General features: G+C 66.5%; 20 protein-coding genes, 1 tRNA gene and 1 riboswitch. Of the genes, 6 read left to right on the top strand and 15 right to left on the bottom strand.

The window, feature by feature from the left end:
• Positions 1-595 precede the first annotated feature (595 nt).
• From DSD28_RS16535 to DSD28_RS16520, 4 genes are all read right to left on the bottom strand, one after another.
• Entirely contained in the window at positions 596-1,651 is a 1,056-nt protein-coding gene (locus tag DSD28_RS16535; RefSeq protein WP_119257528.1) for a sensor histidine kinase, read from the bottom strand.
• Complete coding sequence (locus DSD28_RS16530; protein WP_119257527.1) at positions 1,652-2,098, bottom strand: response regulator; 447 nt, start codon at positions 2,096-2,098, stop codon at positions 1,652-1,654. It abuts the gene before it with no gap.
• Positions 2,095-3,591, bottom strand: coding sequence for a sensor histidine kinase (locus DSD28_RS16525; RefSeq protein WP_119257526.1), 1,497 nt, complete (start codon positions 3,589-3,591; stop codon positions 2,095-2,097). The genes DSD28_RS16530 and DSD28_RS16525 overlap by 4 nt, the downstream gene beginning before the upstream one ends.
• Before the next feature lie 115 nt (positions 3,592-3,706).
• Complete coding sequence (locus DSD28_RS16520) at positions 3,707-4,588, bottom strand: DMT family transporter (RefSeq protein WP_119257525.1); 882 nt, start codon at positions 4,586-4,588, stop codon at positions 3,707-3,709.
• 188 nt (positions 4,589-4,776) lie between these two features.
• On the opposite strand from DSD28_RS16520, the gene DSD28_RS16515 reads away from it, so the two are divergent.
• Both DSD28_RS16515 and DSD28_RS16510 read left to right on the top strand, forming a co-directional pair.
• Positions 4,777-5,682: a DMT family transporter gene (locus DSD28_RS16515; protein ID WP_119257524.1), complete on the top strand. Its 906-nt coding sequence runs from the start codon at positions 4,777-4,779 to the stop codon at positions 5,680-5,682.
• A gap of 95 nt (positions 5,683-5,777) precedes the next feature.
• Positions 5,778-6,440 carry a S24 family peptidase gene (locus DSD28_RS16510; RefSeq protein ID WP_119257523.1) on the top strand — a complete coding sequence of 221 codons (663 nt, stop codon included), beginning with the start codon at positions 5,778-5,780 and terminating at the stop codon, positions 6,438-6,440.
• A gap of 12 nt (positions 6,441-6,452) precedes the next feature.
• Here the strand turns inward: DSD28_RS16510 and DSD28_RS16505 are convergent, their stop codons facing one another.
• A complete protein-coding gene (locus DSD28_RS16505; RefSeq protein WP_119257522.1) occupies positions 6,453-7,334 on the bottom strand; it encodes a transporter substrate-binding domain-containing protein in 882 nt (293 codons plus the stop codon).
• Positions 7,335-7,389: 55 nt separating this feature from the next.
• On the opposite strand from DSD28_RS16505, the gene DSD28_RS16500 reads away from it, so the two are divergent.
• Positions 7,390-9,339 carry a glycosyltransferase family 2 protein gene (locus tag DSD28_RS16500; RefSeq protein WP_119257521.1) on the top strand — a complete coding sequence of 650 codons (1,950 nt, stop codon included), beginning with the start codon at positions 7,390-7,392 and terminating at the stop codon, positions 9,337-9,339.
• Between the two features lie 16 nt (positions 9,340-9,355).
• Here the strand turns inward: DSD28_RS16500 and DSD28_RS16495 are convergent, their stop codons facing one another.
• From DSD28_RS16495 to DSD28_RS16465, 7 genes are all read right to left on the bottom strand, one after another.
• Positions 9,356-11,377: a beta-galactosidase gene (locus DSD28_RS16495; protein ID WP_432430869.1), complete on the bottom strand. Its 2,022-nt coding sequence runs from the start codon at positions 11,375-11,377 to the stop codon at positions 9,356-9,358.
• A gap of 65 nt (positions 11,378-11,442) precedes the next feature.
• Complete coding sequence (locus tag DSD28_RS16490; RefSeq protein ID WP_119257520.1) at positions 11,443-12,120, bottom strand: SDR family oxidoreductase; 678 nt, start codon at positions 12,118-12,120, stop codon at positions 11,443-11,445.
• A complete protein-coding gene (locus DSD28_RS16485) occupies positions 12,101-13,756 on the bottom strand; it encodes an amino acid ABC transporter permease (RefSeq protein ID WP_119257519.1) in 1,656 nt (551 codons plus the stop codon). The genes DSD28_RS16490 and DSD28_RS16485 overlap by 20 nt, the downstream gene beginning before the upstream one ends.
• Positions 13,757-13,819: 63 nt before the next feature.
• Positions 13,820-14,566: a transporter substrate-binding domain-containing protein gene (locus DSD28_RS16480; RefSeq protein ID WP_119257518.1), complete on the bottom strand. Its 747-nt coding sequence runs from the start codon at positions 14,564-14,566 to the stop codon at positions 13,820-13,822.
• A 219-nt stretch (positions 14,567-14,785) separates the two neighbouring features.
• Positions 14,786-14,859: transfer RNA gene (locus DSD28_RS16475), tRNA-Gly, on the bottom strand.
• Positions 14,860-14,904: 45 nt separating this feature from the next.
• The gene (locus DSD28_RS16470) at positions 14,905-15,930 is read right to left on the bottom strand and encodes a LacI family DNA-binding transcriptional regulator (RefSeq protein ID WP_119257517.1); all 1,026 of its coding nucleotides are present in this window, start codon (positions 15,928-15,930) and stop codon (positions 14,905-14,907) included.
• A 105-nt stretch (positions 15,931-16,035) separates the two neighbouring features.
• The gene (locus DSD28_RS16465; RefSeq protein ID WP_119257516.1) at positions 16,036-17,142 is read right to left on the bottom strand and encodes a 2'-deoxycytidine 5'-triphosphate deaminase; all 1,107 of its coding nucleotides are present in this window, start codon (positions 17,140-17,142) and stop codon (positions 16,036-16,038) included.
• A gap of 79 nt (positions 17,143-17,221) precedes the next feature.
• Positions 17,222-17,300, top strand: a riboswitch (SAM riboswitch).
• A 42-nt stretch (positions 17,301-17,342) separates the two neighbouring features.
• On the opposite strand from DSD28_RS16465, the gene DSD28_RS16460 reads away from it, so the two are divergent.
• Complete coding sequence (locus DSD28_RS16460) at positions 17,343-18,527, top strand: O-succinylhomoserine sulfhydrylase (protein WP_119257515.1); 1,185 nt, start codon at positions 17,343-17,345, stop codon at positions 18,525-18,527.
• Positions 18,528-18,650: 123 nt separating this feature from the next.
• A complete protein-coding gene (gene apaG / locus DSD28_RS16455; RefSeq protein ID WP_119257514.1) occupies positions 18,651-19,043 on the top strand; it encodes a Co2+/Mg2+ efflux protein ApaG in 393 nt (130 codons plus the stop codon).
• Positions 19,044-19,223: 180 nt separating this feature from the next.
• Here the strand turns inward: apaG and DSD28_RS16450 are convergent, their stop codons facing one another.
• The 3 genes from DSD28_RS16450 to DSD28_RS16440 all read right to left on the bottom strand — a co-directional run bounded on the left by DSD28_RS16450 (position 19,224) and on the right by DSD28_RS16440 (position 22,539).
• Positions 19,224-20,216 carry an Hsp33 family molecular chaperone gene (locus DSD28_RS16450; RefSeq protein ID WP_119257767.1) on the bottom strand — a complete coding sequence of 331 codons (993 nt, stop codon included), beginning with the start codon at positions 20,214-20,216 and terminating at the stop codon, positions 19,224-19,226.
• 192 nt (positions 20,217-20,408) lie between these two features.
• Positions 20,409-21,320, bottom strand: coding sequence for an ornithine carbamoyltransferase (gene argF, locus DSD28_RS16445; RefSeq protein WP_119257513.1), 912 nt, complete (start codon positions 21,318-21,320; stop codon positions 20,409-20,411).
• 25 nt (positions 21,321-21,345) lie between these two features.
• The gene (locus DSD28_RS16440) at positions 21,346-22,539 is read right to left on the bottom strand and encodes an aspartate aminotransferase family protein (RefSeq protein ID WP_119257766.1); all 1,194 of its coding nucleotides are present in this window, start codon (positions 22,537-22,539) and stop codon (positions 21,346-21,348) included.
• 423 nt (positions 22,540-22,962) lie between these two features.
• Between DSD28_RS16440 and DSD28_RS16435 the strand changes: the two genes are divergently transcribed.
• Entirely contained in the window at positions 22,963-23,502 is a 540-nt protein-coding gene (locus tag DSD28_RS16435; protein WP_119257512.1) for a GcrA family cell cycle regulator, read from the top strand.
• The last annotated feature ends 192 nt before the right edge of the window (positions 23,503-23,694 follow it).

The raw sequence follows: 23,694 nt of genomic DNA, 5'->3' as shown, positions 1-23,694 counted from the left end.
AACCTGTGCCTACAATCCCCTCATCCCGCCACGGATACACTGCAAGGCGTTGCAGCGAGGCGGGGTCGGCGCGGGGCGGGAGGGGAAGACGCAGAACCTCTCGCACCGGGCCTGCGGAAAATGGTCCCCCTCCGGCGACACGGGGGAAGCGGCAGGGCATCGGACCAACCCTTTCGCTTCACGCCCCGAACGGCGCGCCGGGCGTGCCTGTGCGGCACACAAGGGGGCAGGAGACGGCGGATGCGTCGGCATCGTCCGCCGGGATGGGTACCGTCCGGAAGGAAACCCCTTCCGTCCGTTTCGCCATGGAGCGCTGGGCGGATGCAAAAACGGAAAGGCCCATGCCGGAAACCGGCGAGCAACATCCCCGTCTTCTGCCTTTGCAGAGGGACCGAAGTCGCGGGCACAAACCGCTGAACGGGGCGCTGAAAGGTGCCACACTAAACTATCTAAGATGAGGCAGCTTCCAGCGCCCCGTCCGATGCTCTTTGACAAGCCACGGGCGAAGCCGCCGCGTGGATAAAGGTATTGCAGGGGAGAAGCCGTCCACCGCGCGAGGGAAACCACGCGCCCATGCGGATGGACGCGCGGCCCGCTAGGCCGCTCCCGGCACTTCCGCCACGCGCACCCGCATTTCGGCGCGCGTGCCGATGGCGCGGGCGGCATAGTCGAGTTTGGTGTCGAGGCTTCCGGCCATGGCGCTGATGATCTTCGAACCGAGGCCGGTGCCGCGCACCGGGCCCTCGCCGCGCCAGCCGATGCCGTCATCCTCCACGAAGAGGACGGCGTTCTCGCCGTCGAGGCGGGTGAAGCCGACGCGCACTTCGCCGCCGGTCTCGCCATAGGCATATTTGAAGGCGTTGGTGACGAGTTCCGTCACGATGACGCCGAGCGAGACGGCCCGGTCGGTCGGCACATGCAGCGGCTCCAGCGTGCGGTTGAGGCGGATGTTGCGGCCGTCCCCCTTTATCGAGGCGTCGAGCTCGGAGAGCAGCGTCGAGAGATAGGCGCCCATGTCGACATGGCGCACGTCCTCGGAGGTGTAGAGGCGGCGATGGATGCCGGCGATGGCGGTGATGCGCGCCTGCGTTTCCGACAGCGCCTCCTTGACCGCTCCGTCGGGAGCGCTCGACATCTGCAGGCGGATGAGGGCGGCGGCGAGCGCCAGCGAATTGCCGACGCGGTGGTTCACCTCGGCCAGCAGGATCTCGGCGCGCTCCTTGGCGGCGCGGATCTCCTTCTCGGCCTTCAGCTTGGCGCGCCGCAGCTCGGCGTTTTCCAGCGCCTGGCCGAGCGCATTGGCCAGGAGCGGCATGAAATCGTCGCCAACCGACTTGATGACATAGTCTGCCGCCCCCGCCTTCAGCGCCTCGACGGCGACCTGCGCGTCGTTCGAGCCGGTGACATAGACGACCGGCACCGGGTCCGGCGCATCGGCGAGCTCCTTGAGGAAGGAAAGGCCCGTGCCGGCCTTCAGGAAATGGTCGAGCACGATGGCGTCGAAACGCGCCTCGGCCAGCATTTCGCGGCCGCGCTCGACCTCTTCGGCATGCAGCACCTCATAGCCGAGACGGCCCAGCGCCCGCTGGGCGAGCCGGGCGAGGATGGGATCGTCGTCGATATAGAGGATGCGGACGGGGCCTTCCCTCATTTATTGCGTCTCGGGAATCTGGATCACGGAGAAGAACAGGCCGAGCTGGCGGATCGCATGGGCGAAGCTTTCATATTCGACCGGCTTGGTGATGTAGACATTGGCGCCGAGATCGTAGCAGCGCTGGATCTCCCGCTCGTCGTCGGTCGTCGTGAGGATGACGACCGGCAGGCGCTTGGTGTGGATGTTGGACTTGATCTTCTGCAGGATGTCGATGCCCGACATGTCCGGCAGGTTGAGATCGAGCAGGATCAGCAGGAACTTGCCGGCGCTGGAAAGGCCGCTGCGGTCCTTGCCGAGCACGAAGTCGAGCGCCTCGGTGCCGTTGGTGAAGGGCACGATCTCGTTGTGCACGCCGGCGCGGCGGATGTTCTTCTCGATGAGGCGCGCATGGCCCTCATCATCCTCGACCATCACGATGGTGACTTCCTTGCCCAAACCGTTCATGCCTGCATACTCCTGACAACCTTGCTGAGGTCGGGCGGCAGACGAAGCACGAAGGTCGTCCCCTGCCCGAGTTCGGATCTGACCACGATATCACCGCCAAGATTGCGCATCAGTGAACGCACATGGGCAAGGCCGATGCCCTCGCCCGGCTTGTCCTGCGTTCCCGAGCGGCGGAAAAGCTCGAAGACGCGCTCATGGTCGTCCGGCGCGATGCCGCGGCCGTTATCGGTGAAATCGATGAAGAAGCCGGCCCGGCCCGCATTGCGCGCCGCGACGGAAATGCGCAGCGGCCGGTCCGGCGACTGGTACTTGATGGCATTGTCGAAGAGGTTGCCGAAGACCTGCTCCAGCGACAGCCGGTCGGAAACGACCGTCGGCAGGTTGCGGTCGATGGTGACGACGCCGTCGGATTCGCCGACCTGGTGCCCCACCGCCGCCGCGCCCGTCTCGGCCAGCGCCCGGAGGTCCACCCGCTCGATCTTGAGTTCCCGCCGCCCGTCGCGCGAGATCTTCAGGATGGCGTTGATGAGCCCGTCCATCTTCTTGGTGGAGGAGCGGATGAAGCCGATCGCCTCCGGCAGGTCCTCGGCGGCGGCGCGGCGCGCCTCGATGATGTCGGCCTCGCTCGGCGCCTTGCCGTCCGCCAGCACATAGGCCTGGATGGCGGAGAGCGAGGCCTGCAGCTCGCTGGTGAAGCCCATGATGTTGACGAGCGGCGCGCGCAGGTCGTGGGTCACGATATAGGCGAAGCGCTGGACCTCCTGGTTGGCGCGGATCAGCTCCTCGGTGCGCTCGTCCACCCGCTTCTCGAGGGTCGCGTTCAGCGTCTCGACCTCGCGGCGGGCGACGATGATGTCGCGGGTATATTGCGCGATGACCACGATCGCCCCGCCCAGCACGCCGATGATGGCGATGGCGCCGATCACCGTCGTCCATTTCAGCGCGCCGGCCGACCAGAGCGTATCGGCGACGCTCTCCTGCAGCCGGCCGTCGGCGTCCTCCATGATGGCACCGAGCTGCTCGCGGAGCTGGTCCATCAGCAGGCGGCCGCGGTCGGTCCTGACCTCGTTGATCGCATCGTCGGCCCGGCCCTGCTCGACAGCCTCCACGACGCCGGCCAGCTCGGCCAGCTTCTCGGAGACGAGACGTTTTATGTCGGGAACGCGCTCCTCGTAATGCGGAAAGCGGGCGGCCTTCTCGGCAAGCGCCTGCTGACGTTCGGCGACGGCCTTCAGCGCCTCGTCATAGGGCTCGCGGAAATTCGGGTCGCGGGTGATGACGAAGCCGCGCTGGCCGGTTTCGGCGTCCTGCAGCGTCGACAGCAGGTCGGCCGCCGCGCTGCGCACCTCGCGCAGCTCGATGAAGCCGGTGAAATAGGTTTCCACCTTGGCCGCGAGCCAGAGCGACGTGCCGACGATGCCGAGCAGCGCGATCATGCCGGCGAGCAGCAGAACGATGGTCGAGCGCACGAAGGCGGCGTTCGATATCGGCATTCCTTCCCCCGGTTCACCTCGCCGTTTACGAGGCGACAATATCGTTATGCCCGCGGCATGCAACGGGGCGTGACGACGCAAAGTGGATTCTTTTGGTAGGGTCCGGACTTAGCCGTCATGCGCGAAGCCGGAAACGCCCGCCGAGGCGCTCGCGGGCGATGATGATCATGCCGGCGGAAACGATCAGCGCGGCGCCGGCAAAGACGTTCGAGCCGGGCACGTCGCTCCAGATGAGATAGCCGAGCGCGAAGGCCCAGACGAGCGAGGTATATTCGAAGGGCGCCAGCACCGAGACGGGCGCGCGGCGCATGCCCTCGAACATGGCGAACTGGCCAAGACCCGCGATGAGGCCCGTTCCGGACATCAGGGCAAGGTCCATGGCGGTGACCGGCTGCCAGACGAAGGGCATGGCGAGCGCGGTGAACAGGATGAAGAAGCCGCTGGAAATGGTCATCTGCACCTGCGTGCGCTCGTGCAGCGCTGTCTTGCGCAGGAGCACGGTGGCGACGGCCCAGAAGATCGCCGCCTGCAGCGCGAGATAGACCGGCAGCGACAGCGTGATGCCCCTCGCCGCGATGCCGCAGGCAATGACCACGCCGACGAAGCCGACGACGACGGCGAGCCACCGGTAGCCCGGCACCTTCTCGCCGAGGATCGGCACCGAAAGGATCGTCATGACGACGGGCGAGGCATAGTAGAGCGTCGTCAGCTCGGCCAGGCCGAGATCGCGCGCGGCGGTATAGTAGCAGAGCCAGGCTGCCAGAAGCAGCAGGTTGCGCAGGAAGAGCGGCCTGAGCACCGGCGAGCGGCGCGCATCCCGCAGCAGCGGACGCCCGCCGACGGCAAGACACAGCGAGAAGATCGTCACGCTGCGCACGAAGAGGATCTGCCAGACCGGCAGGGCCACGACGAGCCATTTGACCGACGCATCCTGCAGGGAAAACAGGAAATAGGCGAAGGACGTCAGCAGAATGCCGGAAGAGACGGTCTTGTGCACGGAAGGAACCTCGAAGGCGCAAGCAGTCTCGCGCCCCCTCTTGATAGCGCGCCGCGCCGTTTTGCGAAAGTGGCTGGAAATCGCAGGGAGAGGAAACTTTTCCTGCGTCCCGCGGCCGAGCCCGGAAATGTCCCGAGACGCTGAAATTCCGGCGTGCAAGCGCGGCGGGAGAGGTATATGCGCGGACCATGGACACCAAACGACTCGGCTATGCCTTCACCCTGCTCGCGATCATGATCTTCAGCGTGCAGGACGCCATTTCGAAGCATCTCGGCAGCGCCTATCCGCCTGTCTTCATCGCCATGCTGCGCTTCTGGGCCTTCGGCGCCTTCGCGCTGGTGCTGGGTGCGCGCAGCCCCGGCGGCCTGCGGGCCGCGGCGGCGACGAAGCGGCCGTTGCTGCAGATCCTGCGCGGCGTGCTGCTCGCCTTCCAGATCGTCGTCGTCATCACCGCCTTCAGCACGGTCGGCCTTGCCCATTCGCAGGCGATCCTCTCCTCCGGGCCGATCTTCGTGGCGCTGCTGTCCATGCCGCTTCTCGGCGAGCGGGTCGGCTGGCGGCGCTGGACGGCCATCGCCGTCGGCCTCTGCGGCGTGCTGATCGTCATCGACCCCACCGGCAGCGCCTTCGACGCCAGCGTCCTGCTGCCGCTGGCCGGCGCGCTGATGTTCGCCCTCTATGTGATCGCGACGCGGCTTGCCAGCCGCGACGATCCCGCCTCGACGAGCTTCTTCTATATCGGCGTGGCGGGTGCCGTCGCGATCTCGCTCGTCGGCCCGTTCTTCTGGGCCAGCCTCACACCGACGGACTGGCTCTGGATGGGGCTGCTGTGCGTCACCGGCATGTCGAGCCACTATTTCCTGATCCGCGCCTACGACCTCCTCGATGCGGCAGCGGTGCAGCCGCTCACCTACCTCCAGGTGGTGCTGGCGGCGATCATCGGCGTTTCCGTCTTCGGCGAGACGCTGAACCTCAACACGGTCATCGGCTCGGCCATCGTCGTCGGCGCGGGCATCTTCACCATCTGGCGGGAAAGCGTGGTGGCGCGCCGTCGCGCGCAGCAGGCTGCGGCCGGCGCAGAGACAGGAAAATAATCCTTTTTTCTTTACTCGGACGGCGTCCTTGGCTATGCTTCCGACCATTCGGACCGGCACCAGCCGGTCCGCCGCCTTGGCAGGGTTTCGCAAGCATGTTCTCCCACGACCGGATCTGGGCGGCAATCGACGCCCTCGCCGAGCGCCATCGGCTCTCCCCGTCCGGGCTTGCCCGCCGTGCGGGGCTGGACCCGACATCCTTCAACAAATCCAAGCGGCAGGGCGTCGACGGCCGGCAGCGCTGGCCCTCAACGGAATCGATCGCCAAGGTGCTCGACGCGACGGGCGCATCCATCGATGAGTTCTTCACCCTTTCCGACCCCGTCCGCGACGCGGCCCTGCCGCAGGGCGCCTTTCCGCCGCAGCCCGGCAGCATTCCCCTGCTCGGCTTCGCCCAGGCCGGCGCGGGCGGCTTCTTCGACGATGGCGGCTTTCCCGCCGGACAGGGCTGGGACGTGGTGGAGTTTCCCGCCTCGCCCGACCGCAAGGCCGGCGTCTATGCTCTGGAGGTACAGGGCGACAGCATGCTGCCGCTCTACCGCGACGGCGACGTGCTGATCGTCGAGCCGGGCGCGCAGGTGCGCCGCGGCGACCGTGTCGTGGTGAAGACCCGCGAGGGCGAGGTGATGGCCAAGGTGCTGCACCGCCAGAGCCCGCGCAGCATCGAGCTCGTCTCGCTCAATCCCGAGCATCCCAACCGCAATTTCGACATGGACGAGGTCGACTGGATCGCCCGCATCATCTGGGCGAGCCAGTAGAGGCGTTCTGCTTCAGCCGCCGTAGAGATTGACCGGGAAGTAGCGCAGGTAGATTTCCTGCAGGCGACCGCTCCGCGAAAGCGCAAGCAGCGCGTGGTCGATGGCGCCGGTCAGCGCGGTGTCCTCCTTGCGCAGCATGATCGTCAGCCCCTCGCCGAGGAATTTCTCCGACAGATACGGACCGTCGAACAGGCGGCAGCAGCCGGCGGCAGCCGCCCCGCTCGTCCAGAAGGCGAGCTGCATGCCGTCGCCGAAGACGGCGTCCACCTTGCCGTCCTTCAGCGCCGCAAGCAGCGCCGCCCGGTCGGGGAACGGCTGCGCCTCGATCTTCGGGAAGAAGGCCTTCAGCATCGCCTCATGGGCGCTTGCCGCGACGACCCCGACCTTGCGGCCTGCAAGGCTTGCCGCGGTCTCGCCCGGGGGCGGCGTCTTCTTGCCGACGGCAAAGCGCGCCGGCAGGCGCATGAAGGGCCGGGAGAAGGCGAAGCGTTCGCGCAGCGGCGTGCTGACAGCGATGCCCGCGGCCACCGCCTCGCCATTGCCGTCGGTGAGCGCCTTTTCCAGCTCCGGGAAGGTCACCGCCTGGATCTGGCACTTCTCCGTCAGCGCCAGCTCGCGGCAGATCTCGCGCACGAGATCGACATGGAAGCCGGCGAGCTTGCCGGTCTGGTCGATAAAATTGAACGGCGGGAAATCCACCGTCGTCAGGAAGCGCAGCCGGACGAGGCCGGAAAGGTCGGGCCGGGCGATGCGCTCGCGGGTGTCGAAGAGGATCGGCAGATCGACGGGCGACCGCTCCTCCGCGGCAAGGGACAGCGGTTTCATCGCCGCCGCCAGCAGGCAGAGCGCAAAAAGCCCATGCATTTTAAGGGATGAAATTCTGTTTTGCCACATTACAATCAACTTGGGGTTTAGGAGGGCGCCGGCGCGAAAGCGACGGTGGGACGGCATGACGCTGGCAGAGTATCCCGACGACATGGCTTTCGCCACCGCAATCGGTGTCCGGCAGGAGACGGTCCTGCCGCCGACCGAGGAGGGACAGGTGCCCGACCGCCTCATGGAGGAGGCGCGGCTCTTCCGCCGGCTCGGCCTTTCCAAGCCGCTGATTTCCGCCATGCTGGTGCAGGCCGGCCGGAACGGCACGACACTGGAAGCCGAGGTGCTGGCGAGCGGCGTCGTCTCGCACGATATCTATTACGAAGCGCTTGCCGATATCCTCGGCCTGCCCTTCCATCCCGCGCTGGACCCGAAGGAGATCGAGGACCTGCCCGGGGCGGACAGCCAGCTCGTCGAGCCGGTGATGGTGCGGCTGCGCCAGCCGGCCCGCGCGCCGATAACGGCGATCGTGCCGAGCGCGGCGCGGCTCGATGATCTTCGCGAGAGGCTGCAGGCTTCCGGGGAAATGCGCTCCCGGATGATCGCCACCACGCCCACCGCGCTGCGCGCCGCCCTCTGGCAGGCGGGCCGCGGCCGCCGGCTGCGCGAGACGGTCGAGCAGCTTTTCGGCACGGCGCCGGAGGCGAGCGCCCGCATCACGCTCTGGGGGCAGCAGGGATTCTATATCGGCACCGCGCTCACGCTCGTCACCATGCTGCTCCTCACGCAGCCGGGCACGGTGCTGTTGCTGCTGCATATCGTGCTCGGCCTCTTCTTTTCCGCCACCGTCGTCATCCGCGCCGTGGCGCTCTTCGCCAAATGGTGGGAGACGTACCGCCCGCGCCCGACATTGCCGGTTGGCCAGCGGCCGGTCTATTCCGTCTTCGTCGCGCTCTACCGGGAGGCCGCGGTGGTGCCGCAGCTCGTCGCCACGCTCGACCGGCTGCGATGGCCGGCCTCCTGCCTCGACATCAAGCTGATCTGCGAGGCGGACGACCGGGAAACGCTGGACGCGCTCGCCGCCATGCCGCTCGGCCCGCAATACGAGGTGGTGGAGGTGCCACCCGGCCGGCCGCGCACCAAGCCGAAGGCGCTGACCTATGCGCTGGGCGCGGCGCGGGGCGACTATCTCGTCATCTACGACGCGGAGGACCGGGTCGACCCGATGCAGCTGGAGGAGGCCTGGCGCACCTTCACGGCGGGGCCGGCGCATATCGCCTGCCTCCAGGCGCCGCTGATCATCACCAATGCGCGGGAGAACTGGATCAGTGCGCTCTTCGCGGTCGAATATGCCGGCCTCTTCCGCGTGCTGCTGCCGCGGCTCGCCGCCGCGCGCATGCCGATGCCGCTCGGCGGCACGTCGAACCATTTCCGCACCGCGGTGCTGCAGGAGGTCGGCGGGTGGGATCCCTATAACGTCACCGAGGATGCCGACCTTGGCCTGCGCCTCTACCGGCGCGGCTACCGATGCGGGGTGATCAGCCGGCCAACCTATGAGGAGGCGCCGACGCAGGTCCGCGCCTGGCTCGGCCAGCGCACGCGCTGGTTCAAGGGCTGGCTGCAGACATGGCTGGTGCTGATGCGCAAGCCCGCGCAGCTGGTGCGCGAAATGGGACTCGGGCCGAGCCTCGTCTTCCAGGTGCTGGTGGGCGGGCTCATTCTCTCCTCGCTCGCCCATCCGCTGATCCTCGGCTATATCGGCGTCATCGTCTGGCGCCTCGCGGTGCTGGAGGCGACCACCGTCGGCCCGCTCGACCTGACGCTCTTCGCCCTCGACTTCGCCAATATCGCCGGCAGTTATGCGGTCTTCATCGCGCTCGGCCGCATCGGCATGACGCAGGCCGAGCGGCTGGCGGTCGGTCCGCGCTGGCTGCTGACGCCGCTTTACTGGCTGCTCATCTCGCAAGCCGCCTGGCGCGCCGTGCGCGAATTGCACAGCAACCCGTTCTTCTGGAACAAGACGGCCCACCGGCCGGCACAGACGAAGGTGCAGCCCGAAGCGATGCCGGCCGCCGCCGAGTGAGCGGCCGGGGTTGGTATCAGCGCCCGTCTTCCGTCCAGATCGCCACACCGACCGGCGCGAGCTCACGAGCACCGACGAGGAAATCGGCATCGGGAGCGGCCGGCACGGTGGCCGGGGCGCTGCCATAGTTGAAGGCGAAGCGCAGGCGGCCGCGGCGAGCAAGCCGGAGGTCGCCGAGATCAGGCAGGCTTACGACGCCCGCCCAGCCGAGCGTGTCGCCCACCAGCCGCATCAGGAAGTCGCCCTGCGGCAGGGTGGCGGCATAGCGCGCGCGCTCGTTGCCGATCACCGCCGGGGTGCCGGCATGGTGCGGGCCCTCGAAGGTCGCGAGTACCGTCTCGCTGGTGCGGATCATCTCGCGCCAGCCGGTGACCGGATGGCTGGCATTGCCGTAGCGCACGGGCTCGCTGTGGTAGTCCGGCAGGGACTCCACGCGCGTCACGCGGAAATCGATAAGGTCGGCGAGCGGGCCGGGCGGCAGGTCGGCGGGAATGTGCATGTCGCGCGTCTTGCTGCCGCTGCGCGGGCCGAACAGCGCCTTGGCGCCGGAGGCCTTTAGCCGGGCAATGAAATCCGCATCGGGGATGACGAGATCGGGCGCAAGCACCAGCCTGTAGCCCGCAAGATCGGAATGCTGGCCGATGAAATCGACATCGACGCCGAGCCGGGAGACCGCGGAATACCAGTCGAGCGCGATGGCGGAGGCGGCATAGCCCCTGCCCTGCGGCAGGGCGCGGGTGGCATAGCGCGATTCGTAATCGAGCATGATGGCGACCGCTGCCTTTTCGCGGACCTCACCTTGCGGCAGGCGCGCCATTTCCGCGGCGACCTCGGCAACCTCCAGATAGCCCTGGTCGGCCTCGCTGTTCGGCAGCAGCAGGCCGGCATGGAACTGCTCCTGCGCGAAGGGCGCCTGGCGCCAGCGGAAATAGGAGACCATGTCGACGCCATGGGCATAGGCGAGCCAGGTCCACAGGCGCACCATGCCGTCGGCGGGCGACTGGTTGTAGGCCGCCCAGTTCACCGGCCCCGGCTGCTGCTCCATCACCCAGACGCGGCCCTTGCCGACGGCGCGGTAGAGATCGTGGTTGAACGCCGTCTGGTCGGGATCGGCGACACGCAGGTAGCGTGCCTTCTCCTCGTTGCTCAGCCGGCCGTTGATGAGACCGCCCATCGGATAGACGTCCCAGGAAGCGACATCGATATCCTCGCCGACCTTGTAGTGATCGAAGTCGGTGTTCTGGTTCATGAAATTATGCGTGACGAGGCGGCCCGGCGAATGGCGACGGATGATCTCCACCTGCGCCTTGTTGAAGCTCTTCACCTGATCCGACGAGAAGCGGAAGTAATCGACCAGATGGCTCGGCGTCGGCTCCTCGACGAGGTTGTTCGGCAGGTCCACCTCCTCGAAGCCGTTGTAATGCATGCTCCAGAAGCGGGTGCCCCAGGCCTCGTTCAGCGCCTCGACGGTGCCGTAGCGCGCGGCGAGCCATTCGCGGAAGGCGCGCTTCGCCTCGTCGGAATAGCTGTGGATCGTGTCATGGTCGCCGTATTCGTTGTCCGTCTGCCAGGCGTGCACGAAGGGGTTGTCGCCGTAGCGGCGCGCCATGGCCTCGGTGATGCGCGCAGCCTCCACGCGGTAGCGGCGGCTGGAGAAGCAGTAATGCCGGCGCGCGCCGAACTTGCGCACGACGCCGCGCGCATCGACCGGAAGGATATCCGGGTAACGATCGATCAGCCATTTCGGCGGGGCGGCCGTCGGCGTGCCGAGGATGACCTTGAGGCCGGCGCGGCCGAGCACCTCGATCGCCTCGTCCATCCACTCCCAGTGGAAGACGCCGGATTGCGGCTCGATATGCGACCAGGCGAATTCACCGATGCGCACCCAGGCAAGGCCGAGCTCGACCATGCGGCGGGCGTCCTCGTCCCATTTCTCGCGCGGCCACTGTTCCGGATAGTAGCAGACGCCAAGCTCCAGCATGCCGGCCTCCTTGCGGGCGGCATCGAAGCGGTTCCGGTGGTCTAGCGGCTTATGCACTTTCTTGTCCTTGTCATTCCCGGCACCGGTTCCATGGCGCCGTCATCGTTACGATCGGAGGGGCTTTACCAGGCGACCGTGCGGCCGTCGTAAGCCCGGAAACTTCCGGTTTCGGCGAGTGTCGTGGCGTCGATCAGAGCCTTCAGGCCCGCCGCGCTCTCGGCCACGTCGATGGCGGCTTCCGCGCCGCCCATATCCGTGCGCACCCAGCCGGGATGCAGCGAAATCACGGCGATGCCGTCGCGGCGGAAATCCTGCGCCAGCTTGACCGTCGCCATGTTGAGCGCCGCCTTGGAACAGCGGTAGGCGTAGTCGCCGTCATCGTCGTCGATCGTGCCTTCGGCCAGCGAGCCGGCACGGCTGCTGATATTGACGAGGACCTTGCGGCGGCCGGCCAGAAGATTGGGCCGGAGCGCGCGGGCAAGCAGCAGGGGCGCGAGCGCATTGACGCGCATGACCTCGAGGAAATCGCCTGTCGCCAATGACCCGAGGCCGCCGGCATCGCCGCGGATCGCCGCATTGTTGATGACGATATCGACCGGCTGGCCTTGCAGCCTCTCGCCGAGCGCGGCGATGGAGCCCTCATCCGCAACGTCGAGCGCTTCGGCACCGGGCGACGCTTGCCGCATGCAGGCGATGACGCGCAGGCCCGCCGCCGCATAGAGATCGGCAAGCATCCGGCCGAGCCCGCGCGAGGCGCCGGTGATGAGGACCGTTCCCCTGTCAGCGGTGCTTGACGTCATATTTCTTCTCGATGAGGCTGATGAGGCTGGCGGCGGCAAGCGTCAGCAGGATGTAGAGGATCGCCGCCGAATTGTAGGGCGCGAACGGCAGGAAGCTCGCCGACTGGAACTCGCGCATGCGCTGCGTGATGTCGCGGATCGACAGGATGGAGAGCAGCGAGGTGTCCTTCAGGATCGCGATCAGCTCGTTGCCGAGCGGCGGAATGACGATGCGGAAGGCCTGCGGCAGGATGACCAGCCGCGCCGTCTGCCAGCGGTTGAGCCCGAGGCTGCCCGCCGCCTCGATCTGGCCCGCCGGAATGGCGTTGATGCCCGAGCGGAAGATTTCCGCGAGATAGGCCGAATAGGCGAGCGCCATGGCGACGATGCCGCGCATCAGGTTCGGCGGATCGAAGACGCCGGCCGTCGCATCCTTCAGCGCGCCCGACAGCGGCAGGCCGACATAGAGCACGATGACGAGCATGGGGATGCCGCGGATCGTATCGACGACGAATTCCGAGCCGATGGACAGCGGATGGCGGCGATGCAGGAAGCCGCCGAAGGTGAGCAGCCCAAGGATGATGGCGATGACGGCGAAGGTGATGCCGGTGGCGCGGTCGCGGTCGTTCAGCGCCTCGATCTGCCAGAGGCGCGGCCAGTCGGCGGGAACGGAGGCCGACGGCAGCAAGGCGCCGCTGACATCCTCCTTCTTGCCGATGGCCTCGATGGCCTGCTGCGGCGTCACGAAAGTGCGCACCGGCGTCTCGGTCGTCGGGCCGCCCTCGTACTGGCCGAAGCGCACGGCACTGATGAGGCCGGAGGGCGTATTGGTGATGATGCCGACCTTGCCTTCCAGCGTGCCGGCCAGCACGTAGCCATCCTTCGGCTGCAGCAGGAACCAGGCCGAAAGGGCGGCGAAGACGGCCGTCAGCACAGCGAAGGTGACGAGGTTGCGGCGCGTATACCGCAGCTTCAAGAGCCCCACCCAGACGAGGCCGAGAATGGCGGCGAGGATATAGGCCGCGATGGCGGCGCGGATGGTCGTGGCAAGGCCCGAGGCGAAGGCGAGATGGGCAAAAAGCAGTACGAAGACGAGGCCTGCGCCGTTGAGCAGGCCGGTGAGCCAGGAGCCGGCGCGGCGCGCGCGGCTTTCCGCCGGCACGGCCGCCCGGCTGCCGAGGAAGAGCAGGCCGAGGCCGGCGAGCAGAAGCACGGCATAGGCCGGCCAGAGCCAGCCTTCCACGCCGTGCACCATGAGGTCGGCCGCTTCCGTCAGCTGACGGGGCGTCACGCCCTTGACCACGAGGTCGGACTTGAACGCATCGACGCCGTTCGCCACCACGGAGGCGATGAAGGGATGGACGAGATCGCCGGCCAGAATGGCAGCCGTCGCGACGAGGGCGACGAGGCCGGTGGCGATCGTCAGGCGCGGCCGCGCGGCCTTCGCCCGGGACAGGATCAGGACGCCGAGGCCCGCAGAAAAGGCGACCGTCAGCAGCAGGAAGCCCGGCACATAGGCGCCCGAGCCCGGCTCGATGCCGAGGATGGCGCGTAGCGCGCGCTGGTAATCGCCCGAGGAGGCAAAGAGATAGACGATGAAGGGCAGCGCGGCGAGGATCACCAGATTGCTGGGCCTCACGCTTCTGACGAACGACATTCCGGCCTCCGCGGCGCAATCGGGAAGGAAACGGGAGCGCCAGACGGCGCCCCCGCGCGAGCCTTACTTGAGGCCCCAGTACTTGGCGATCAGCTTGTCGAGCGTGCCGTCGTCCTTGATGGCCTTCAGGCCCTCGTTGAAGGCGGCGACATTCTCGTCGCCCTTGCGGAAGACGAGGCCGAGCGGGTCGGATTCCAGATCCTTGATGGAGGCGACGAGTTCGCCGGCGAATTCGCGCTCATAGGCGGCGGCGTTCGCTCCGTTGATCACGACGCCGTCGACGTCCTTGTTCTTGAGCGCGATGATGGCGGCGCTGAAGCTGTCATAGGCGGCGACGTTTTCCTTGCCGACCACACCTTCGGCGACCTGCGCGTCCGTCGTGTTGGCCTGGGCGGAGAGCTTGCGGCCTTCTGCCTTGAACTTGTCGAGCGTGATGCCCTGGTCCTCGGCGCGCGTCAGCACGGCCTGGCTGTTGATGATGTAGGGATCGGAGAAGTCCATCGCCTTCTTGCGCTCGTCGGTGATCGAGACGCCAGAGGCGACGAGATCGAAGCTGCCCTGGTCGAGCGCGGCGAAGATGCCGTCCCAGCCCGTCGTCACGAATTCGGCCTGGCAATTGATCTTGGCGCAGACGGCATTGACCACGTCGACGTCGAAACCGACGATCTGCCCGGTCGCCGTGTCGACGCTCTCCATCGGCGGCGAGGTCGTGTCGGACCCGACCTTCAGCAGCTTGCCGCCAAGATCGGCCGCATGGGCACCGCCCGCCACGAGAGCGGCAAGCGCAAGCGTTGCAACGAATTTCCTCATCTCTTCCTCCTCAACGTCGGCTCCGCCACAACGGCAGACACTCGACAAATCCCACGGACAGGCACCCTCCTCCCATCCTGACAAAACGGTAACAAGGAATATAAACGTTTTCAAGAAGAAATATAAACGTTTTTATTTTGAGTCGCACGAAGGGATACCCGCGACATAGGCGTGGGAAAATCAACGGCTTCAGGTGAGAAAGGAAGAGGGACAGGCGGCTGGAGCGGGTAGCGGGAATCGAACCCGCGCGTTCAGCTTGGGAAGCTGACAGGCTACCATTACATCATACCCGCAGGGCAGCGCCGATGGCGCATCCATCCAACAGTTCGCGAAGCGTGTCAAGCGAGCCGGTCGTCGGAGCGTTCGATCAGCTGGGGCATGATGAGCGCCTGCAGAGCCTCGGGCGGCTCGCCTTCCATGCGGCGCAGGATGTATCGGCCGAGCAACTCGCTCGGCTCGTGGATCGGCAGGTAGTAGGTGGTGATCGGCGGGGCGAAGTACTGGCTGACATTGAGGTCGTCGGTCGCGTTGATCACCGCATCGCGGCCGTGGACGAGGCCGCGCTCGTGGAAGCCGGAGAAGGCGCCGAGGGCAGAGGCTTCGTTGGCGCAGATATAGGCGGTCGGCGGGTTCGGCAGGGCGGACATGCCAAGCACGTTCTCGCGGCCGAAGGCGGGCGTCAGGTGGCCGTGGGCGATAAGGGCGGGGTCGAACGGGAGGCCGGCGGCTTCGAGGGCCTCTCGGTAGGCTTCCAGGCGGACGATGGCGTAGCTGAGCTCGGCCATGGGATTGATCAGGGCGATGCGGCGGTGGCCGCGTTCGGCGAGGCGGGCGACGGAGTGGCGGATCATCCGGTCGTTGTCGGCATCGACGAAGGCATGCGGGGCATTGTGCAGCGTGATGCCGTAGGTGACGAAGGGGAAGCTCGCCTCCTGCATGATGCGCACGCGCGGATCGTCCGCTCGGGTACCGGACACGATGATGCCGTCGGCTTTCTTCAAGGAGACGATCTGGCGGATGGTGGCGAGGCTCTCCTCGAAATTGCGCACGGCATAGAGCGAGACGCGGTAGGGGCTTTCTTCCAGCGCCCAGGAAATGCCGCTGAGGAGCTGGGCGTATTCGACGCCTTCCCATTCGTTCTGCTTGGGGCCTGGCGCGGTCATGATGGCGGCGACCTGGTAGGTCTTTCCGGTGCGAAGCTGCACGCCATGCATGTTGAGCTGGTAGCCGACGCGCTCAGCGGCAGCCACGACGATGGCGCGCGTTTCCGGCCGCACCTGCGGGCTGTCGTTCAGCGCCTTCGATACGGTGGCGATCGAAAGGCCCGTCTCCTGCGCGATGGTCTTGATCGTGGGTCTTGGCATCGCGTCCCGTCTGGCTCGTCTTCCCTCGCCCCGCGCGAAGGTCATCAAACGCCTATCGCAGGATAAAAACGTTTAACTTCATTGTAAAGGGCGAAAAGACCGGTCTCAGCCGGCGCGGAAATGCTTGGAGAGCTTGAGACCCTGCGCCTGGTAGTTGGAGCCGAGGCCGGAGCCGTAGAGCCCTTCGGGGGCGTTCAGCATGTGCTCATAGACGAGGCGGCCGACGATCTGGCCGTGTTCCAGGATGAAGGGCACTTCATGGCTGCGCACCTCCAGCACCGCGCGGCTGCCGGAGCCGCCGGCGGGGGCGTGGCCGAAGCCGGGATCGAAGAAGCCGGCATAGTGGACGCGGAACTCGCCGACGAGCGGGTCGAAGGGCGTCATCTCGGCGGCATAGAGCGGCGGAACATGCACGGCCTCGCGCGAGACGAGGATGTAGAATTCGTCCGGATCAAGGATCAGCTCGTTGCGGCCACGGCTGAACAGCGGCTCCCAGAAATCGTAGATGTCGTGCTGGTTCTTGCGATCGACGTCGACGACGGAGGTGTGGTGCTTGCCGCGATAGCCGATGAGCCCGTCCGGGCCGGTGCCCTTGAGGTCGATGGAAAGCGCGATGCCGCCGCCGGAGACGTTCGGCGTCTCGCTGGCGACGAGCGTGTCCGAGGCGTGCAGCGCCAGCAGCTCGCTTTCGCCGAGCAAGGCGTTGCCGCTGCGGAAACGGATCTGCGACAGGCGCGAACCGCGGCGCACGACGATGGGGAAGGTGCGCGGCGAGATTTCCAGATAGAGCGGGCCGGAATAGCCGGCCGGGATCTTGTCGAATTCCTGCGCGCGGTCGGTGATGACGCGAGTGAAGATGTCGAGGCGTCCGGTGGAGCTCTTGGGGTTCGCCGAGGCGGCGAGTTCCGCCGGCAGGTCGAGGCTTTCCATCAGCGGCACGATGTAGACGCAGCCGGTCTCCAGCACCGCGCCCTCGGAAAGGTCGATGACGTGGAGTTGCAGCCGGTCGAGCTTGTCGGCGACGAGATGGGAGGGGCCCGGCAGGAAGCTGGCGCGCACGCGAAACGCCTTCGCGCCGAGGCGCAGGTCGAGGCTTGCCGGCTGGATCTGGTCGCCGTCCAGCGCCGCCTCGCTCTTCAGCCTGCCGCTTTCGAACAAGCCGCGAATGGCGTTGTCCGCCAGAATGCCCGTGCTGCGCGTCGCAGAAGCCATGGTCGTACCGTCCCTCTCAGAGGGCTCGCACAAAACCAAATGCCGGCAATTGACGCAAGCGCAGGGCCGCAGTATTAGCAGATTATCCCGTGGTGATTTGGCCGGCCGGCTTGCAGCCACGTAAAACAAGTAGCTAAAAAGGCCGGGTGACAAACCGGCCTGCTTACGCGGCCGGTTTTTTTGTTTGAAGGCACGATCACATGAGCAAGTCCTGGCGCCCGGCCACCCAACTCGTTCACGGCGGAACCACCCGCTCCCAGCACGGCGAAACCGCCGAGGCGATCTTCCTGACGCAAGGCTTCGTCTACGACACGTCGGCGGCGGCCGAGGCCCGCTTCAAGGGCGAGACGGACGGCTTCATCTATGCCCGCTATGCAAGCCCCACCAACGACATGTTCGAAAAGCGCATGTGCCTGCTGGAAGGCGCGGAGGACGCCCGCGCCACCGCCTCCGGCATGGCCGCCGTTGCCGCCGCCATCCTCTGCCAACTGAAAGCCGGCGACCATATCGTCGCGGCCCGCGCGCTCTTCGGCTCCTGCCGCTGGGTGGTCGAGACGCTGGCGCCGAAATACGGCATCGAATGCACGCTGGTCGATGGCCGCGACCTTGCCAACTGGGAAAAGGCGATCCGGAAGAATACCAAGGTGTTCTTCCTCGAAAGCCCGACCAACCCGACGCTGGAAGTCGTCGACATCGCCGGCGTGGCGAAGCTCGCCAACCAGATCGGCGCGAAGGTCGTGGTCGACAATGTCTTCGCGACCCCGCTCTTCCAGAAGCCGCTGGAGCTCGGCGCGCATATCGTCGTCTATTCGGCCACCAAGCATATCGACGGGCAGGGCCGGTGCCTCGGCGGCGTCGTGCTCTCCGACAAGGAATGGATCGCCGAGCACCTGCAGGATTATTTCCGTCATACCGGCCCCGCCATGTCGCCGTTCAACGCCTGGACGCTGCTGAAGGGCATCGAGACGCTGCCGCTGCGCGTCAGGCAGCAGACGGAGAATGCGAGCCGCCTCGCCGACTTCCTCGCCGACCAGAGCCAGGTCGCCCGCGTCATCTATCCCGGCCGCAAGGACCATCCGCAGGCGGACATCATCGCCCGGCAGATGTCGGGCGGCTCGACGCTCGTCTGCTTCGAGCTGAAGGGCGGCAAGGACGCGGCCTTCGCGCTGCAGGATGCGCTGGAGGTGGTGAAGATCTCCAACAATCTCGGCGACGCAAAGAGCCTCATCACCCATCCCGCCACGACGACGCACAAGAACCTGACGGACGAGGCCCGTGCTGAACTCGGCATCTCGCCCGGCACCGTGCGCTTCTCCGCCGGCATCGAGGACAGCGAGGACCTGCTGGAGGATTTCGCGCGGGCGCTTGCCAAAGTCGGGGCGTAAACCGCGCCATCAAGGAAACGATGGAAAGGCACCGGCCAGGGCGGCCGGTGCCTTCTTTGCATGTTCTTGACGCAGCCACATTCCTGTAGAATAGCTGGGCCTAATAAATTCCAAGGCATTCCCATGTATCGTGCGCTGACCCGCGACATCGAAGTGACCGTAGAGCCATATTATCTGGCCGATCAGTCCGATCCCGACGACAGCCGCTATGTCTGGGGATACCGCGTCGTCATCTCCAATCATTCCGACGTCGCGGTGCGGCTGATGACGCGCTACTGGCACATCACCGACCAGAACGGACAGGTGGACGAGGTCAACGGGCCGGGCGTCATCGGCGAGCAGCCGGTGCTGCGGCCGGGCGATACCTACGAATATTCCTCCGGCTGCCCGCTGGAGACGCCGTCGGGCATCATGTTCGGGCGGTATCGCATGGAGGCGGAGACGGGGGAAGCCTTCGACGTCGCCATTCCGGCGTTCTCGCTGGATACGCCGGGACAGGCGCGCACCCTCAATTGAGTAGATAGACCCTCATCCGGCCTGCCGGCCTCCTTCTCCCTGGCTGCGGGGCGAAGGAGACCCATGGCACCGGCTTCCTCAAATTATCGTCGCAAGTGAAAAACGAGACGCCGCATCCTTCCCTTCTCCCCGCTTGCGGGGAGAAGGTGCCGACAGGCGGATGAGGGGCAGTCGCCGACCTTACTGCGGCAGGACTTCCGCCGCCTCGAAGCGGTAGGTCGTCGAGCAGAACTCGCAGGTCACCGCGATCTCGCCCTTGTCGTCCGCCGTATGGGCGATCTCCTCGGCGCTGAGGCCGGCAAGGACGCCTTTCAGCTTCTCGCGCGAGCAGGAGCAGCGGTCGAAGACCTGCTGCGGCTGGTAGACGCGCACGCCGCGCTCGTGGAAGAGGCGATAGAGCAGCCGTTCGGTGCCGACATTGGGATCGGTCAACTCGTCGGCATCGATCGTCTCGACCATGGTCTTGGCTTCCGCCCAGTTGTCGTCGTCATCGATCTTGTGGCCGGCCTCGTCGCCGTCGCCGCCGGGAAGATCGGCCTGGCGCATGCGCTCGGGCGATTGCGGCAGGAACTGCGCGACCATGCCGCCCGCGCGCCAGCGATGGCGGGCCTTGCCGGCCTCGTCGCGGTCGTAGAGCTCGGCGACGCCGAGGCGCACCTTGGTCGGGATCTGCTCCGACTGGCGGAAATAGACGCCGGCGATCTCCTCCAGCGTGTGGCCGTCAAGCGGGACGATGCCCTGGTAGCGCTGCGTATGCGCGCCCTGGTCGATCGTGAAGGCGAGAATGCCCTTGCCGAGCAGCTCGTGCGGCTCCGTCCGGCCTTCGGCGACGGCGGCCTCCAGCGCCGCCTCATCGAAGCGGGCATAGGCGCGCACGTTCTCCGGCGCGGCGAAATCGGCGACGAGCAGGTCGACGGGGCCGTCGCCCTTGGTCTGGACGATCAGCTTGCCCTCGAATTTCAGCGAGGTACCGAGCAGCACGGTGAGCGTGATCGCCTCGGCCAGAAGGCGGGCGACGGGCGCGGGATAATCGTGCCGGCCGAGAATGCCATCGAGCATCGGGCCGAGCTGCACGGCCCTGCCGCGCACATCGAGGCCTTCCACCTGGAACGGCAGGACATGGTCGTCGCCGGCAAAGCCGGGCTCACCGAGTTTCAGGGCGTTTTCAGCCATCATCGTTCTGCTCCTTGCACACCGCCGCGCCGCGGGCCTTGCGCCCCGCCACGTCCGACAGCGTCTATCGTGATTTCGCGCTCCTGCCGCCCGATCATTCCATACCGGGCGGGCAAGCGCCAGAGACGACGCCTTCCGGCGCCGGGTGTCGGCACCTAGATCGTGCGTGCCCTCAGATATTTCAAGGCCGCGTCAGACGGCGCCGAAGCACCAGGCAAGGATCGACTTCTGCGCGTGCAGGCGGTTCTCCGCCTCGTCGAAGACCACCGACTGCGGGCCGTCGATCACCTCGTCGGTCACTTCCTCGCCGCGGTGGGCAGGCAGGCAGTGCATGAAGAGCGCATCCTTGTCGGCGCGCGCCATGAGCTGCTTGTTGACCTGATAGGGCTGGAAGATGTTGTGGCCGCGCGCGCGGTGTTCCTGGTTCATCGACACCCAGCAATCGGTGACGATGAGATCGGAGCCATCGGCGATGGCTTCCGGGTCATGGCCGAGCAGGATGTTGCCGCCGTTGTCGCGCGCCCAGTTGAGGATCTTGTCGTCCGGCTCGGAGCCCATCGGCACGGCCATCTTCATGGTGTAGCCGAAACGGGCGGAGCCCTCGACGAAGGAATGCAGCACGTTGTTGCCGTCACCCATCCAGGAGAAGGTCTTGCCCTTGGCCGGGCCGCGATGCTCCTCGAAGGTCATGATGTCGGCCATGATCTGGCAGGGATGGGTGAGGTCCGTCAGCGCGTTGATGACCGGCACGGTGGCGTGCTCGGCAAGCTCCAGCAGGCGCGCATGGTCGGTGGTGCGGATCATGATGGCGTCGACATAGCGCGACAGCACCTTGGCCGTGTCGCCGATGGTCTCGGCGCGGCCGAGCTGCATTTCCGTGCCCGACAGGAACAGCGTCTCGCCGCCGAGTTGGCGCATGCCGACGTCGAAGGAGACGCGGGTTCGGGTGGAGGGCTTCTCGAAGATCATCGCCAGCATCTTGCCGGCGAGCGGCTTTCCTTCCGTGCCGGCCTTGCTGGCGGCCTTGCGGCTGTGCGCGTCATCCATGATGACGCGGAGATCGCTTTCCGAAACGGCGGAAAGATCGAGAAAATGCTTGGCCATGATATGTCCTGTCTGTCCCAGTCCCTTAAGCGGCCTTGACGGCCGCCGGCAGCTTTTCCGCCGCCCGCTCGATGCGAACGAGCCCCTCGCGCGCCTCTTCCGCCGTGACGACCAGCGGCGGCAGCAGGCGCAGCACGTTGTCGCCGGCCGGCACGGCGAGCAGGTTTTCCGCCCGCACGGCCTTGAGGAGATCGGCGACCGGAACCTTCGCCTTGATGCCAAGCATCAGGCCCTCGCCGCGGATGTCCTCGATGACCTCGGGGAAGCGGTCCTTCAGCGCCGCGAGCCCCTGGCGGAAGACCAGCGCGACGTCACGCACATGTTGGAGGAAGCCGTCCTCGAGGACGACGTCGAGCACCGCGTTGCCGACCGCCATGGCGAGCGGGTTGCCGCCATAGGTCGAGCCGTGCGTGCCGGCGACCATGCCGGCGGCGGCCTCGTTCGTGGCAAGGCAGGCGCCGAGCGGGAAGCCGCCGCCGATGCCCTTGGCGATGGCCATGATGTCGGGCGTGACGCCAGCGCTCTCATGGGCGAAGAGGCGGCCGGTGCGGCCGACGCCCGTCTGCACCTCGTCGAGGATGAGCAGCAGGCCGTATTCGTCGCAGAGCCGGCGCAGCTCCTGCATGAATTCCTTCGGCACGGGGCGAAGGCCGCCCTCGCCCTGCACGGGCTCGATGAGGATACCCGCCGTCTCCTCGGTGATCGCGTCCCGGACGGCCGCGATGTCGCCGAAGGGCAGCTTCAGGAAGCCCGGGGCCTTGGGGCCGAAGCCCTCGATATATTTCTCCTGCCCGCCGGCCGCGATGGTGGCGATGGTGCGGCCGTGGAAGGCGCCCTCGAAGGTGAGGATATGGTACTTGCCGGGATGGCCCTTGGCGAAATGGTAGCGCCGCGCCGTCTTGATGGCGCATTCCAGCGCCTCGGCGCCCGAATTGGTGAAGAACACCTTGTCGGCGAAGGTCGCCTCCGTCAGCCGGCGGCCGAGGCTTTCCTGGCCCGGGATCTCGTAGAGGTTCGACAGGTGCCAGACCTTGTCGGCCTGGTCCTTCAGCGCGGCGACGAGATGCGGATGGGCATGGCCGAGCGAATTGACGGCGACGCCGGCGGCGAAATCGAGATAGCGCTCGCCATCCTCGGTGACGAGCCAGACGCCCTCTCCTCGCGTGAACCGCAGAGGCGCACGCATATAGGTTTCATAGAGCGGCGCGGCATCGGCCATGGCGCGGATCCTCCGAAAAGAGATGCGGAAAAAAGTTTCGTGCTTGACTTTTCCGATCGCCAGAAAAATCAAAAGCCGCCTTTCGGCGGCATGCCGCACTATCGGCATTTCCCCCCGGCCTGTCAACAAAATCGCGGGGCCGAAATGCCGCTGAACCTGCCGCAAGGTGAGGATTCACGGCACGCGCGGAAGGTGTCGCTATCGAGTCACACCCGACCAGCAAGTTGGGGAAAACTTAGAAATCGATTCGCGCCGATTCCCGCGACTCTTGTCACGGAGTCGCCCGGTCTCTAGGTTAAAGACCAATTACTAGACTGCATGCGGCGGAACTAGTCACCAAAAGAGTCAAGGCGTTCAGGTCCCGGACTAGTCCGGGGCGCGATGACTGATTCGCGCATTGCGTGCGCCGAACGGAGACGAGAGATGAACTGGACAGACGAGCGCGTCGAGAAACTCAAGAAGCTCTGGAGCGAAGGCCTGAGCGCGAGCCAGATCGCAGCCCAGCTCGGCGGCGTGAGCCGCAACGCCGTCATCGGCAAGGTGCACCGGCTGAACCTGCCGGGCCGCGCCAAGGCCGGCGGAACGCAGACCGCCTCGCGTCCGAAGCGCCCGGCAGCGGCGACCCCGCGTCCGTCGAACTTCGCCGCCCGCCCCGTCGCTGCCCGCCCGGCAGCCCGCTCCGCCGGCAACGCGCTGACCAAGGAAGAGATCGACGCCGATTTCGACATGCAGAGCGCGCAGCTCCCGGTTCCGGCCAACGGCAACAACGGGGTCGTCGTGCCGATGTCGCGCAAGCTGGAACTGACGCAGCTCACCGAGCGCACCTGCAAGTGGCCGATCGGCGACCCGCTGAACGACGACTTCCATTTCTGCGGCAACGAGTCCCCGGACAACTCGCCCTACTGCACCTACCACCAGCGCCTCGCCTACCAGCCCTCGGCCGAGCGCCGCCGGATGCGCTGATCGCGCGGATGCGAAGCGGGGCCTGGCATCGCCGGGCCGATAGATCGAAGGCCGGACCATCGTCAGATGATCCGGCCTTATACATTACGAGGCCGGATCATCGGTTATGATGATCCGGCCTCGTTTGTCATTTGGGTGATCGCAACACCTTGGTGACGATGCGCAGAGCGGTTGGTCCTTCCGGGCCTGAAC

Source organism: Shinella zoogloeoides (assembly GCF_003574625.1).
Lineage (GTDB): Bacteria > Pseudomonadota > Alphaproteobacteria > Rhizobiales > Rhizobiaceae > Shinella > Shinella zoogloeoides_A.
The sequence above is the reverse complement of the archived record's forward strand: the minus strand, read 5'-3'. Positions and strand labels throughout refer to the sequence as shown.

Excerpts from the sequence above, each read along its gene's own strand:
- DSD28_RS16450 (WP_119257767.1), bottom strand. The coding sequence starts at position 20,216 with ATGGCTGAAAACGCCCTGAAACTCGGTGAGCCCGGCTTTGCCGGCGAC.
- DSD28_RS16435 (WP_119257512.1), top strand. The coding sequence starts at position 22,963 with ATGAACTGGACAGACGAGCGCGTCGAGAAACTCAAGAAGCTCTGGAGC.
- DSD28_RS16530 (WP_119257527.1), bottom strand. The coding sequence starts at position 2,098 with ATGAACGGTTTGGGCAAGGAAGTCACCATCGTGATGGTCGAGGATGAT.
- DSD28_RS16515 (WP_119257524.1), top strand. The coding sequence starts at position 4,777 with ATGGACACCAAACGACTCGGCTATGCCTTCACCCTGCTCGCGATCATG.
- DSD28_RS16505 (WP_119257522.1), bottom strand. The coding sequence starts at position 7,334 with ATGTGGCAAAACAGAATTTCATCCCTTAAAATGCATGGGCTTTTTGCG.
- DSD28_RS16480 (WP_119257518.1), bottom strand. The coding sequence starts at position 14,566 with ATGAGGAAATTCGTTGCAACGCTTGCGCTTGCCGCTCTCGTGGCGGGC.
- apaG (WP_119257514.1), top strand. The coding sequence starts at position 18,651 with ATGTATCGTGCGCTGACCCGCGACATCGAAGTGACCGTAGAGCCATAT.
- DSD28_RS16440 (WP_119257766.1), bottom strand. The coding sequence starts at position 22,539 with ATGGCCGATGCCGCGCCGCTCTATGAAACCTATATGCGTGCGCCTCTG.
- DSD28_RS16500 (WP_119257521.1), top strand. The coding sequence starts at position 7,390 with ATGACGCTGGCAGAGTATCCCGACGACATGGCTTTCGCCACCGCAATC.
- DSD28_RS16470 (WP_119257517.1), bottom strand. The coding sequence starts at position 15,930 with ATGCCAAGACCCACGATCAAGACCATCGCGCAGGAGACGGGCCTTTCG.
- argF (WP_119257513.1), bottom strand. The coding sequence starts at position 21,320 with ATGGCCAAGCATTTTCTCGATCTTTCCGCCGTTTCGGAAAGCGATCTC.
- DSD28_RS16525 (WP_119257526.1), bottom strand. The coding sequence starts at position 3,591 with ATGCCGATATCGAACGCCGCCTTCGTGCGCTCGACCATCGTTCTGCTG.
- DSD28_RS16535 (WP_119257528.1), bottom strand. The coding sequence starts at position 1,651 with ATGAGGGAAGGCCCCGTCCGCATCCTCTATATCGACGACGATCCCATC.
- DSD28_RS16460 (WP_119257515.1), top strand. The coding sequence starts at position 17,343 with ATGAGCAAGTCCTGGCGCCCGGCCACCCAACTCGTTCACGGCGGAACC.
- DSD28_RS16465 (WP_119257516.1), bottom strand. The coding sequence starts at position 17,142 with ATGGCTTCTGCGACGCGCAGCACGGGCATTCTGGCGGACAACGCCATT.
- DSD28_RS16485 (WP_119257519.1), bottom strand. The coding sequence starts at position 13,756 with ATGTCGTTCGTCAGAAGCGTGAGGCCCAGCAATCTGGTGATCCTCGCC.
- DSD28_RS16510 (WP_119257523.1), top strand. The coding sequence starts at position 5,778 with ATGTTCTCCCACGACCGGATCTGGGCGGCAATCGACGCCCTCGCCGAG.
- DSD28_RS16490 (WP_119257520.1), bottom strand. The coding sequence starts at position 12,120 with ATGACGTCAAGCACCGCTGACAGGGGAACGGTCCTCATCACCGGCGCC.